Annotated in this window: 11 protein-coding genes; 3 read left to right on the top strand and 8 right to left on the bottom strand. The window is 70.7% G+C overall.

Features of this window, described 5'->3' with window-relative positions; all coding sequences use genetic code 11:
• Nucleotides 1-180: 180 nt before the first annotated feature.
• The gene (locus ACFZBP_RS34895; protein ID WP_391419250.1) at nt 181-1,395 is read left to right on the top strand and encodes a hypothetical protein; all 1,215 of its coding nucleotides are present in this window, start codon (nt 181-183) and stop codon (nt 1,393-1,395) included.
• Between the two features lie 95 nt (nt 1,396-1,490).
• A complete protein-coding gene (locus ACFZBP_RS34890) occupies nt 1,491-1,655 on the top strand; it encodes a hypothetical protein (RefSeq protein WP_383450638.1) in 165 nt (54 codons plus the stop codon).
• 110 nt (nt 1,656-1,765) lie between these two features.
• Here ACFZBP_RS34890 and ACFZBP_RS34885 read toward each other — a convergent pair whose 3' ends face one another.
• From ACFZBP_RS34885 to ACFZBP_RS34875, 3 genes are read right to left on the bottom strand one after another with little or no spacing between them, the layout of a single operon-like run.
• Nucleotides 1,766-2,755, bottom strand: a complete 990-nt coding sequence (locus tag ACFZBP_RS34885; protein ID WP_391419247.1) for a 3-oxoacyl-ACP reductase — start codon at nt 2,753-2,755, stop codon at nt 1,766-1,768.
• A gap of 25 nt (nt 2,756-2,780) precedes the next feature.
• On the bottom strand, nt 2,781-3,857 hold the full coding sequence (locus ACFZBP_RS34880; RefSeq protein ID WP_391419245.1) for an alcohol dehydrogenase catalytic domain-containing protein: 1,077 nt from the start codon (nt 3,855-3,857) through the stop codon (nt 2,781-2,783).
• Between the two features lie 31 nt (nt 3,858-3,888).
• Nucleotides 3,889-4,746: a MaoC/PaaZ C-terminal domain-containing protein gene (locus ACFZBP_RS34875; RefSeq protein WP_391419243.1), complete on the bottom strand. Its 858-nt coding sequence runs from the start codon at nt 4,744-4,746 to the stop codon at nt 3,889-3,891.
• A gap of 329 nt (nt 4,747-5,075) precedes the next feature.
• On the opposite strand from ACFZBP_RS34875, the gene ACFZBP_RS34870 reads away from it, so the two are divergent.
• Entirely contained in the window at nt 5,076-6,278 is a 1,203-nt protein-coding gene (locus ACFZBP_RS34870) for a histidine kinase (protein WP_391419467.1), read from the top strand.
• 62 nt (nt 6,279-6,340) lie between these two features.
• Here ACFZBP_RS34870 and ACFZBP_RS34865 read toward each other — a convergent pair whose 3' ends face one another.
• The 5 genes from ACFZBP_RS34865 to ACFZBP_RS34845 all read right to left on the bottom strand — a co-directional run bounded on the left by ACFZBP_RS34865 (nt 6,341) and on the right by ACFZBP_RS34845 (nt 12,351).
• Complete coding sequence (locus ACFZBP_RS34865; protein WP_391419241.1) at nt 6,341-8,077, bottom strand: amylo-alpha-1,6-glucosidase; 1,737 nt, start codon at nt 8,075-8,077, stop codon at nt 6,341-6,343.
• Between the two features lie 38 nt (nt 8,078-8,115).
• Nucleotides 8,116-8,940, bottom strand: coding sequence for an ABC transporter permease subunit (locus tag ACFZBP_RS34860; protein ID WP_391419239.1), 825 nt, complete (start codon nt 8,938-8,940; stop codon nt 8,116-8,118).
• A complete protein-coding gene (locus ACFZBP_RS34855; RefSeq protein WP_383450625.1) occupies nt 8,937-9,920 on the bottom strand; it encodes a carbohydrate ABC transporter permease in 984 nt (327 codons plus the stop codon). Before ACFZBP_RS34855 ends, ACFZBP_RS34860 begins: the two co-directional genes overlap by 4 nt.
• 20 nt (nt 9,921-9,940) lie before the next feature.
• A complete protein-coding gene (locus ACFZBP_RS34850; protein ID WP_391419236.1) occupies nt 9,941-11,188 on the bottom strand; it encodes an extracellular solute-binding protein in 1,248 nt (415 codons plus the stop codon).
• 149 nt (nt 11,189-11,337) lie between these two features.
• Nucleotides 11,338-12,351 carry a LacI family DNA-binding transcriptional regulator gene (locus ACFZBP_RS34845; RefSeq protein WP_383450620.1) on the bottom strand — a complete coding sequence of 338 codons (1,014 nt, stop codon included), beginning with the start codon at nt 12,349-12,351 and terminating at the stop codon, nt 11,338-11,340.
• Nucleotides 12,352-12,660 lie beyond the last annotated feature (309 nt).

Genomic DNA, 12,660 nt, shown 5'->3' with positions numbered 1-12,660 from the left:
GATCGCACCACGTGGCGTACTCCCCGGCCACCCTCGGGCACGACCTGCCCCGCCCAGCACAATCACCCCCGTCACCTCAGGCGAATCGTTCCTGGGCCACCCCTTCGTGTGAAGCCGGACCTCGCCGATCCCACGCCCGTGCGTGCGAAAACTAGCTTCGTTACCGGAGGTGACCGGACGATGACGGCCTGTGCGATCGAGCCCGCGGCGGAGCACGAGGACGGCGACTCGCCTCGGGCGGGGTGCAGCATCACGGCGGACGGTTCCTACGCCGCCCGTCTCGCGCCGGCCGGCGACTGCTGGTTCCCCGAGCGCTGGACCCTGGACGGCCCCGAGCCGTACGCCGTGCCGCTGCCCGCCCACCAGCCGGAGGAGCCCGGCACCGAGGTGCAGCCGATGGGCGACGGACGGGTGCTGATCTGCCGCCGGGCCGACGGACGGCACCTGTTCTCGCTGCTGTACCCGACCGGCCCCGGCACCGGTGAGCTGCCGCTGGGCGCGGTGCAGTGCCCGGACGAGCAGTCCCGGTTGCGGCTGCTGCCCCCGGCGCCGGGCGGCGACAGGGCCTACGCCCTCGCGGTGGGGCGGCGCTCCAGCGCGGTGTGGCTGGTGGCGGGGGGCGCCTTCGGGCCCGAGCGGCTCGCGGAGGTTCCGGGGCGCTGCTCGGGCGGGGTGTGGCTGGACCGGGGCGGGCGGATGCTGGCCCTGGACCGGGAGTCCGGGGGCTGCACGAAGGCCGTCGTGGTCGACCTCGAGCGGGGCGGTGAGGTGTCTCCACTGCTGCAGATCACGGACGACAGCACCGACCGGCTGGCGCTCGCCGATCCGGACAGCGGCCTGCTGCTGATCCGTTCGGACGCTCCCTCGCCGGGGCGGGAACGGCTGGGCTGGGGCGTGCTGGGCAGCACGCTTCCGGTGCGTTTCCCGGAGTGCCTGCGGATGCCGGACCACGTGGTGACACCGTTCGCGATCCAGCCGGGGCAGGTGCTGACGCCGGAGGGCTGCGGGGTGGCCTTGCGCATCGACGGCCCGGCCGGCACGTGGATCGGCACCTGGAGCCCGGCCGAACGCCAGGTACGCCATCTCCCGGCGCCGGAAGGATGGTTGGCGGGGTCGGGTTGGTGGACACAGGAGGGGGTGCTGCAACTTCCGTACGCGACACAGGAGGTGGGGTGCGGCGTGGCGCGCTGGGACTCGCCGGGCACTGCAGCGCCCCCCAGGGGCGCGGGGCTGGATTCGAATTGCGGCTACCGCCGCGCGGGCGCGACGAGCCACGACGCCGCCGCACCCGGCCAACAACAGCACCCGGCCCCCACAGACGCCCCCTCGCCCAACGCGCGGCAGCGCCCCGTGCCGCTCCAGCAAGCCCCATTGGGCGGTCTTGTAACGAAGTAGTGGCGGTTGGCGTGGGCGCCTGGATTCGGCCCATGGTGATCCGGTTAAACTCGCCCGGCTGTAAGAAAGATCATGTTGACGGGGTGAGTTTTCCGATGAGTAACGCCAGCACGACCCAGCCGGGGCCGGCCGACGTTCACGACGTTCAGAAGGCCGCCGGTCACGGCAGGCACCGGGGCCCGGTGTCCGCCCAGGACGGCGAGACGGCTCCCCGCGGCCGTCACCGCAAGCCGGTCGAGGAGACCGAGTCGGCAGCCTGACGCCACACGAGCAACGGCATACGGCCCTGTCCTCACGAGGGACGGGGCCGTTCCCGTGTCCGCCGCAGCCTTCAGCCCCGCGTCATCGGCCCCGCGTCATCGGCCCCGCGTCAGTCCCTCTTCAGCCCCAGCACCTCCGCCGCCCCGAACGTCTCCCCCGCCGGCCGCTCGGCGAAGTGCGAGGTGAGCAGCGCGTCGAGCTCGTCGTACGTGAACGTCTCCTGCTTGCTGTCGAACTTCGCGGCGATCCGCGGCCGTTCGACGACGGCCACCATGCCGCCGTGGACGACGAGTAGCTGGCCGTTGACCCGGGCGGCGGCCGGCGAGGCCAGATAGCCGACGAGCGGGGCGACATGCTCGGGCGCGAGCGGGTCAAGGCCGTCCGCCGGTCGGGCGAGGCCCGCGAAGACGTCCTCGGTCATCCGGGTGCGGGCGCGCGGGCAGATGGCGTTGGCGGTGACGCCGTACTTGGCGAGCGCGAGGGCGGTGGAGGTGGTGAGTCCGACGATGCCGCCCTTCGCGGCCGCGTAGTTGGGCTGTCCCGCCGATCCCGCGAGGAACGCCTCCGAGGAGGTGTTCACGATCCGCCCGTACACCGGCCCGCCCACCCGGCTCCCACCACCACCCTTCCGAGGAAGCGCTTCGCGCCTTTCTTGATTCGCCTTGGAGCGCTCGCGCCAGTGCGCGGCGGCGAACCGGACGGTGTTGAAGTGCCCCTTGAGATGGACCCGGATCACCGAGTCCCACTCCCCCTCCTCCATGGAGAAGACCATGCGGTCGCGCAGGATGCCGGCGTTGTTGACCAGGATGTCCAGCTTGCCGAACTCGGTGATCGCCAACTGGACTAGTTCTCGCGCCTGTTGGAAGTCGGCGACGTCCCCGGTGTGGGCGACTGCCGTGCCGCCCGCCGCGCGGATCTCGGCGGCGACCTCCTCGGCGGGCCCGGCGGAGGCCTCGCCCGAGCCGTCCCGGCCGGGCTGTCCGAAGTCGTTGACGACCACGGCCGCGCCGAGCCGGGCGAGCTCCAGCGCCTCGGCCCGGCCCAGTCCGCGCCCGGCGCCGGTGACGATCGCGGCGAGGCCTTCGAGTGGCAGTGACATCAACGCCCCTTCGCAGCAGGTGGGTTCAGATCTCTATGCAGGTACGCAGGGCCGTGCCCGTCCGCATCTGGTCCAGGGCCTCGTTGATCTCGCTCAGCGGCACCCGGTGCGTGATCAGGCCGGCGAGGTCGATGCGGCCCGCGCGCCAGAGGGCGATCGTGCGCTCGTAGGAGCGCAGGACGTCCCCGCCGCCGTACATGGACGGCAGGATCCGCTTCTCGTCGAAGAACAGCTCGAACATGTTGAGCTGGAGGAAGTCGTCCATGGCGCCCGCGCCGACGACGACCAGGGTGCCGCCGCGCCGGGTGTTCTCGTAGGCCGTGCGGGCGGTGGCCGACCTGCCGACGACCTCGAAGACGTAGTCGAAGCCCTCGCCCGCGGTGACCTGCTGCTTGGCGTCGGCGAGCTCGTCCGGGGAGACGGCCCGTGTCGCCCCGAACCTGAGCGCGGACTCGCGGCGCGAGGCGACCGGGTCCACGGCGACGATCTCGGCGGCGCCCTTGAGCCGGGCGCCCTGGATCGCGGAGATCCCGACGCCGCCGCATCCGATGACGGCGACCGACGAACCGGCCTCCACGTCGGCGGTGTTGAGCGCGGCACCCAGCCCGGTCGTCACCCCGCAGCCGATGAGGGCGGCGATGTCGAAGGGCACGTCGTCGGGGATCGGGACCGCGCAGCCGGCGTCGACCACGACCTCCTCGGCGAAGGTGCCGGTGCCGGCGAAGCCGAAGACGTCCCCGGTGGGGCGCTTGAAGTTGGGGGTGCCGGCGTTCATGAATCCGGCCAGGCACAGTTCGGTCTGGCCGCGCTTGCAGGCGGGACAGGCACCGCAGGCGGGCAGCCAGCAGACGACGACCCGGTCGCCGGGCTTCAGGTGGCGGACGCCCTCCCCGACCTCGACGATCTCGCCGGCGCCTTCGTGGCCGGGCACGAAGGGAGCGGGCTGGGGCAGTACGCCGTTCATCGCGGACAGGTCCGAGTGGCACAGCCCGGTGGCCCGTACCCGGACCCTCACCCGGCCGGGCCCGAAGCCCACCGCCTCGACGTCGTCGAGAACCTCCAGCTTGTCCTGGCCGGTCTCGTGCAGTACGGCTGCGCGCATGGTGCGGCTCCCCTCGTACGGCGTTCTGGGTTCAGGAGTGTTCGACGACGGTGTCGGCGAGGACGGGCGCGTCCTCCCGCTCGACGGCGCTGACGGCGACCCGTACGGCACCTTCCTGCCGCCACATGCGGATCCGCAGGGTCTCCCCCGGGTAGACGACCCCGGCGAACCGGGTGGTGTACGCCCGCACCCGGGTCACGTCGCCGCCGAGCAGCGTGTCGACGACGGCCTTCAGCGTGATGCCGTAGGTGCACAGCCCGTGCAGGATGGGCCGCTCGAACCCGGCGACCTTGGCGAACTCGGGGTCGGCGTGCAGCGGGTTCCAGTCGCCGGAGAGGCGGTAGAGCAGGGCCTGGTCCTCGCGGACGGGCCGCTCGACGGTCCGGTCCGGCTCACCGGTCGGGGGGTCTAGGCGGGCGGACGGGCCCCGGTCGCCTCCCCAGCCGCCCTCGCCGCGGATGAAGATCTGGGCGTCGTTGGTCCACAACGGGCCGTCGGCATCGGCGACTTCGGTCCGCAGGACCAGGACGGCCGCCTTGCCCTTGTCGTGGACGGCGGCGACGCGGTGGGTGGCGGTGGCGGTGCCCGTCGCCGGGAGGGGCCGGTGGACGGTGAGCGACTGCCCGCCGTGCAGGACGCGGGCGAGGTCGACCTCGATGCCCGGCATGGACAGTCCGCTGATCACTCCGGGCGCGCCCGAGCCCGCGACGGTGGCGAAGCTGGGCAGGACGTGCAGGCGGGACTCCAGGGTGTAGCGCAGCTCGTCGGGATCGGTGGCCGGGACACCCGCGCCGATGCCCAGGTGGTAGAGCTGGACGTCCTTGGAGTTCCAGGAGATCTCGCCCACCCGGGGTTCGGCGGCGAGGGCCTTGGCTGCGTCGATGGGCATACGGCTCCAGACAGTGGCTTCAGTCAAGACCCCGGTACGGCCGTCCGCACCGTCGGCCGCACCGAGGTCGTCGCGGGCCGATCTAGAACGCGTTCCAGTCCGGCGACCTCTGTATAGCCGAGCCCACCGCAGTTGTGAAGGCTCCTGACGGAGTGTCAGGTCGGGGACGTGCCACGGCCGGCCCCTCCCGTCCGTGACATTTGTCCTGCCGGAGTGCGGACAGGCGACCCTGCCGGACGCGGGCCTCGATCCGTAGCGTCGGAGGCATGACACTGAGGACGGGGCCGAGGACGGACCCGAAGACCGAATCGGTGAGCGGGGGACGGGACATGCCCTGGATGCGCAAGGTGTCGTGCACGCCGACCCCGCTGCGGGCCGGGCGGCTCCCGGACACGCCGGGCCCGCATCCCACCAGCTTCGCCCTGCTGCCGTGGCTGCTGCTGGGGATGGGTTCCTTCTCCAACCTCTTCCAGGGCCAGACGCCCAACCCGTGGATCGGCGGCCTGGGACTGCTCACCTTCAACTCGCTCTACATCTACATAGCGACCCGCGCCTTCGTGAAGGAGAAGCGCGAGGCCCGCTCCACGCAGGTCGCCCTGGCCGCGCTGGCGGCGGTGACCTGCGGGCTCGGCATGGGGTACGGCGGATCCTGGCTGCTGTTCTTCCCGCTGCTCGGGCTGGCGACGGGGGCGGCCGTACGGATGCCGCGGCTGCGCCGGGCAGGAGCCGCGGTGACCGTGCTCGCCGGGGCGACGGCGTTCGTACGGGACGGCTGGGGCGGCCTCGACATCGCGTACGCCACCTGGATCTCGACGATCGTGACGGCGGCGATCCTCTCCCTGTCCGAGGCGGTACGGGAACTGCGGGCGGCCCGCGAGGAACTGGCGCGGCGCGCGGTCGAGGAGGAACGCCTGCGCTTCTCCCGCGATCTGCACGACCTGCTCGGTCACACCCTCTCGGTGATCGTGGTCAAGTCGGAGGCGGCACGGCGGCTGGCGGCCCGCGACATGGACGCCGCGCTGGCCCAGGTCGTCGACATCGAGTCCGTCGGCCGGCAGGCGCTCACGGAGATCCGGGAGGCGGTGACGGGATACCGGAACGGCAGCCTGGCGACGGAGCTGGACCGGGCGGGCTCGGCCCTGTCCGCGGCGGGCGTGACACCTCGGATCACCCGCTCCGGCCCGCCGCTCGCGCCGCGCACCGAGGCCCTGCTGGGCTGGGTGGTACGCGAGGCTGTCACCAACGTCGTCCGCCACAGCGACGCCTCCCACTGCGAGATCGCCCTCTCCGGCACCCCGGAACGCGCCCACCTCACCATCACCGACGACGGAACCGGCACCCCCGGCACCACCCCCCACGAAGGCGTCGGCGGCACCGGCCTGAGGGGCCTGACGGAACGCCTCGCCGCGGCGGGCGGCACGCTGACGGCTGGCCCGGGATCGCGCCGAGGGTTCGTGGTGACGGCGGAACTACCGGTGGAGTCGTGGGAGTTGACGGACGTGCGCTCACCCTTCAGCCCGTCCGGCGTCTGACCGTGCCGGTGTCGCCGTCGCTGCCCAGCAGGGCGATGGCGAAGTCGAAGGTGACGCTGGTGTCAGCGGCCCTCTCGGTGTGCGTACGCCTGCGCGAGCAGGAGGTAGCTGCTCGCGGTCCACGTGTAGGCGCGGTCACGCAGGCCGGTGCCGGTGAGGGCGTCGAAGTTCTCGGCGAACCCGTGGGTCTCGCACAGGGCGCGGAAGCGGGCGCTGATGTCGTCGGCGAGGCGGACGTGCCCGGCGCGGCGCAGGCCGTCCTCGACGAGGACCGTGGCGGGGGCCCAGATCGGGCCGCGCCAGTAGCCGTCGGCCAAGTAGTGCGGCGACGTGGGCAGTTCGGTGGCGAGGCCGTACGGGGTGAGGTGGGCCTTGATGTGGTCCGCGAGGGCGCCGGCGATCTCGGCCGGCAGATGCTCGCCCAGCGCGATGGGCATCAGGTCGAGGAGGCTGGCACTGCTCCAGGTCTCCCCGGTCTCGGCCGAGCGGGCGACGAACCTGTCCCCGGTACAGAGCTGGTCGAGCAGGGCGGTCTGCATCTCCTCGGCCGCGGTCTGCCAGCGGCTCGCCTCGTCCGGTCTGGTCAACTCCGTTGCCATACCTGCTAGTTCATGCATCTGGAGGGCGAGGAAGGCGGCCAGGTCGGCGGTGACGACCACGCGTTCGGGGTCGAAGGTGGTGGCGTTGTCCCAGCCGCTGTCATTGCCGTGCTGGTAGTGGGGCAGGGCGGCGCCCGGTGCGCGGCGGGCCGTGAGCCAGAAGTCCGTCCACCGCGCCAACCGGCCGTAGAGTTCCGTGAGTTCGGCTGGCCCGAGAGGTTCGGGAAGTCTTCGGCGCAGGTGGCCCAGGGTCCAGCCGTGGATGGGCGGCTTGACGAAGTTGTAGAGGACCTCGGAGTGGGTGACCGAGTCCGGCAGGGCGCCGCTCTCGTCCTGGTGGTCGAAGGGCAGGTGGAACTGGTCCTGGGCCAGTTCGGGGCAACCGGGTGCGAGGGCGAGGGCGTTGAAGCAGTGGTCCCAGCTCCACACCTTGTCCATCCAGTGCTTGGACATCAGCACACCGGGCCGGGTGACCAGGCCCTTCGCCGCCACGGTCGCCGACCAGACAACATAGGCGGCGAGTTCGGCGGACGGGGTGGCGGACGAACGCCAGGGGGCCACGGCGTCGACGAAGTCCGCGAAGGCGCCCTGCGCGGCCGCCACGATGTCGTCGAAGGAAGCCGAGGAGCTGTACGGCGGCCGGGCGGTGTCGAGTTCCTCGATCGCGATCTCCCAGCCGCCGTCCGTCCGCGCGGTCACGGCGACGCCGCGCTCGCCGCCGCCCAGGGCCTGGGCACCGGTCGTACGGGCGATCGTGCCGGACAGCACGGTGACGCGGTAACGGCGGCCGGTCTCGTAGGAGGTGAACACGTGTCCGTTCGCCGCCGGGTCGTGGAAGAAGTACGTCCCGCTGAAGGGGGTCAGGGTGTGCGCGGCGGCGAAGACGCCGAGGTCGAGGCCGCTCCCCCGCAGCCGTACGGTGTCCGGTGCCTCGTAGGCGAGGTCGACGCGTCCGCTCTCGGCCATCCAGCTCAGCAGGCCCGGTGTCGCCTCGATACGGGTCTCGGTGCGGGCGGCCGAAGCCATGTCCAGGGGGGCGAGTCTCAGAACGGCGTGCATGCCGTTCTGGTGCGAGACGAGGTGGAGGTCCTCGGCGTAGGTCTTCTCCGCGATCACGGGCGAGATGTCGAACCAGGATCCGTACGTGCTGAACGGGATGTCGTGGACGGAGAAGGCCGGACCGGAGGGGGCGGCGGTCATGGGGCGTGACTCGTTTCTCGAGCAGGGGAGGTAGGAGCTCAGTCCTTCACGGCACCGGCGGTGACGCCGGCGGCGACGTAGCGCTGGGCGAGGACGAGGATGACCGCGGCGGGCAGCGAGGCGACGACGGCGGTGGCCATGACGGCGTTCCACTCCTGGTTGTTGTTGCCGATGTAGTGGTAGATGCCGAGGGTGATCGGCTCGTGGGCGCCGCCGTTGACGAGGGTGCTCGCGAAGACGAAGTCGGACCAGGACCACAGGAAGGCGAACAGGGACACCGTGACGACGGCGTTGCGGCTCATCGGCAGGACGATGGACCAGAAGGTGCGCAGGGCCTGTGCGCCGTCCATCTGCGCGGCCTGGAGCAGTTCGCCGGGGATGCCGGACATGAACGCGCTGAAGATCAGGACCGCGAAGGGGACGGCCAGGGTGGAGTCGGCGACGATCAGGCCGGGGACGGACTGGAGCAGGCCGAGCTGGAGGTAGATGGCGTAGAAGCCCATCGCCATGATGATGCCGGGGATCATCTGGGCGGCCAGCAGGACGAAGCTCAGGACGCCGCCGCCGCGCGGGCGCAGCTTGGCCAGGGCGTAGCCGGCCGGTGCGGCCAGGGCCACGGTGAGGACGACGGTGCCCAGGCCGATGACGAGGCTGGTGCCGAGGTAGGGCAACTGCTCGTCGAGGACCGTGCGATAGCCGGCCAGGGTGCCATGGGTGGGGAACAGGTCCGGTGGGCTCTTGCGCATGTCCTGGTCGCGGGTGAAGGACACGTTGATCATCCAGTAGACCGGGAAGAGCATGATCGCGGTCAGCAGGACGCCGATCGTGGTCTTCACCCACGTACGCCCACGGGTTCGGCTCATGACAGCGCCTGCTTTCTCTGCGCCCGGACGTAGACCAGGCCGAAGACCAGGGCGGCGACGACGAGCAGGTTACCGACTGCCGCTCCGGGGCCGAAGGCGGGCAGGAGGTTGCCGAAGCCGAGTTGATAGGACCAGGTGGCGAAGGTAGTGGAGGAGTCGGCCGGGCCGCCCTTGGTCATGATCCAGATGATGTCGAAGACCTTGAGTGTGTAGACGAGTCCCAGCAGCAGGGTGATCGCGGACACCGGGCGCAGCAGCGGGAAGGTGATCCGCCAGAACCGCTGCCAGGCGTTCGCGCCGTCGATGGCGGCCGCCTCGTACAGCGCGGTCGGGACGGACTGGAGGCCGCTGTAGAGCACGACCAGGTTGAAGGGGACGCCGATCCAGATGTTCGCGATGATCACCGAGGTCAGTGACCAGGACGGCGAGGTCAGCCAGTTCACCGGGGCGAACCCGAGGGCGCTCAACAGGGCGTTGACGATGCCGGAGTCGCTGTTGAGCATCCACGACCAGGTGGAGGCCGAGACGATCAGTGGCAGCAGCCACGGGACCAGGAACAGGGCGCGGAGCGTGGCCGAGAGCCGGAAGTTCTGGTGGAAGAAGACCGCGAGGGCGAGGCCGATGGCGTACTGGAAGACCAGGCACACGGCGGTGAACACCACGGTGTGCAGAAGGGCCGGTGCAAAGGTCGGGTCGTCGAAGATCTTGCGGTAGTTGGCCAGGCCGGTGAACGGTGCGTCGCCCTGGACGAAGGAGCGGACGGTGTAGTTGCGCAGGCTCAGGTCGAGGTTGCGGTAGAGCGGATAGGCGTAGAAGAGGGCGAGGTAGAGGGTCACCGGGGCGAGGAATGCCCAGGCGGCCCACTGGGTGGAGGTCGGACGGCGGCGCTTCCTGCTGCGGGCCGGGGGCGGGGCGGCGGTGGCCGCCCCGGTCCGGACACCCGCGGACCGTTGGTCCGGTAGCTGTGTCGTGTGGTTCATCAACGACCCTTGTGGTCGGGCTACTTGGCTGCGGACTGGGCCTCGGACAGTGCGTCCTCGGGCGACTTGGAGCCACTGAGGGCGGACTGGACGGCTTTCCACATCTGCTCGGAGATCTTCGGGTACTTGGTACCCAGGTCGTCGCTGGTACGGCCCTTGGCCGCCTTGACCGCGTCGACCCATGGCTTGAGGTCGGCGTTCGCGGCCACCTGCTTGTCCTGGACCTCGCCGGTGGGGGTCACGTAGGACAGCGTGGTGTCGGTGTTGTAGAGGTTTTCGCCGCTGGTCAGGCACGTGACCAGCTTCTGGGAGGTGGCGTAGCGGCCGGAGTCCTCCTGGACGGGTATGGTGACGAACTCGCCGCCCGTGGGGGCCGCCGCGTTGCCGCTCGCGGCGGCGGGGATGGGCAGCACCCCGTAGTCGAAACCGGCCTTCTTCGCGTTGGCGAGCTGCCAGGTGCCGTTCTCGCTGAACGCGTAGTCACCGCTGGCGAACTCCTGCCAACTGGTCGTCTGGGTGTTGTTGAGCACCGAGTTGGGGGCGTAGCCGTTCTTCAGCCAGTCCTTCCACAGGGAGAGGGCGGAGACGGCCTGGGCGGAGTCGAGTTCGGTCAACTTGGCACCCGAACCCCAGAACCACGGCAGGAACTGGAAGCTGCCCTCCTCGGTACCGATCGCGGAGAAGGTGATGCCCTTCTTACCTGCCTGCTTCACCTTCGCGAGGGCCGCCGTCAGCGACTTCCAGTCCTTGATGGAGGCGACGTCCACGCCGGCCGCCTTCAGGACGTCCTTGTTGTAGTAGAGGGCGAGGGTGTTGGCGCCGATCGGCGTGCCGTACGTCTTGCCGCCCGACTGGCCGGCCGCGAGCAGGTTGGGGTCCACCTTGGAGGTGTCCAGCTTGTTGTCGTCGGTCGTGGTGAGCACGCCCGCCTCGGCCAGGATCGACACCACCGGGTTGTCGACGATGAGGACGTCCGGCGAGTTGCCCTGCTGCGCCGCCAGCAGCGACTTGTTGCCCAGGTCGCTCGTGTCGAAGGCGGTCCGCTTGACCTGCACACCGGCCTTGGTGCCGCACTCGTCCAGCAGCTTCGCCCAGTCCGAGGTCTTGTCGAACTGGGGGTACGGGTCCCAGACGGTGTACGTGCTGCTGTCGGCGCCCCGGGTGTCGCTGCTGCCGGAGCCGGAGGAACAGGCGGTGGCGGTGACGGCCACGGCGAGCGCGGTGACGGCCACGGCGGTCAGACGGCGCTGTCTGGAGGAGCAGTTCATCGCGAGGGTTCCTTTGTTCTGGGCATGCGGGTGCCGATGTTCTGGGCATGCGGGTGCCGAGGCACCGGGTGGTGAGCGCAAGCGGGCACGGTGCGCGGTTCGGGCGTCCGGTGAGGTGAAGTGCGGTGGGGTGAACCAGGTGGTTGTGATCAGGAGGCTGTGCCGGGACCGGTACTGGCCCGCAGGGAAATGGGCGGTGCGAGGAGATGGTGCCGGGGCGGCGCGTCGGGCTGGTCGAGCCGCTCCACCAGCAGGTCGACGGCGAGCCGGCCCAGCTCCTCCGCCGGCACGTCCGCCGCGGTGAGCTGCGGGGTCACCGTCTCCGCCCACCGGCCGGCGACGACACCCGTGACGGAGAAGTCGCGCGGCACATGGCGACCCGCCCGGGCGAGCCCCCGGTACAACCCGCCCAGAGCAGCCTCGTTCAGGGTGACCAGGGCCGTCGTGGCGGGATCGTCGTGCAGGATCCGCTCCAGGCACGCCTGACCGGAGGCCGCGTCGTCCCCACAGCAGTACGTCCGCACCGTCAGCCCACGCTCGGCCGCGGCCTTGGTGAAGCCGTCCAGGCCGCGGTGCGCGGACTCGTATCCGGCCCGCAGCAGCTGCTCGGGACGGTTGACGAAGGCGATCCGGCGATGGCCCAGATCCGCCAGGTGGTGCACACACGCCGCGGTCAGCGCGGTGTGGTCCAGGCCGACCCACCAGCCGCCCTCCGGGTGGGCGGTGCGGCCTATGGCGACGGCGGGAAAGTCCAGCTCGGCCAGGTGAGCGACCCGGTCGTCCTCCAGTCTGATCTCCATCAGGATCGCCCCGTCGACCCGCCGCTCCCCCAGCAACCGCTGGAACGAGCGGTCGCTGTCCACACCGCTCGGGGAGAGCAGTACGTCGTAGTCGAAGGCCGCGGCGGCCTCCACCACACTCCCGATGAAGTCCAGTTGCATCCCCGTGTAGTGGTTCCCGGCCGGCGGGAACACCAGGCCGATCGTGCTGGTCCGCCCGTTGGCCAGGGCACGCGCGCTGGCGTTGGGCCGATAGCCCAGCTCGTCGATGACCCGCTGGATCTTGCCACGGGTCTCCTCCGACACCGAGCGCTTGCCGCTCAGTGCGTAGGACACGGTGCTCCGCGAGACACCGGCCCGCTTGGCGATCTCACCGATGTTCACGGGAACTCCTTGCTCGAACCGGTTCGCTGCTCCGGGAGGAACACAGCGCCGGTCGCGTGAGGCTGGGAACGGTGAAGTGAGGCGACGTCCGGCTGTCGAACCGGTTCGCGTGAAGTGAAGGTAGGAACAGACCGGACGCCTGTCAACACCCCGACAGCACTTCCACGTCCGAAAGAACGCCGGATCTCTTCGGGTCGAGGGGATTGCCGCCCCGGTTTCCCAGTGCTAGCTTCCCCGAACCGGTTCGATGAAGAGATCCCTCCGACGACCCGACGCCGGTTCCACACCTTCCATGGAGCCGCTGAGCCG

Source organism: Streptomyces sp. NPDC008086 (assembly GCF_042957325.1).
Taxonomy (GTDB): Bacteria; Actinomycetota; Actinomycetes; order Streptomycetales; family Streptomycetaceae; genus Streptomyces.
This window is presented reverse-complemented; position numbering and strand designations above follow the sequence as displayed.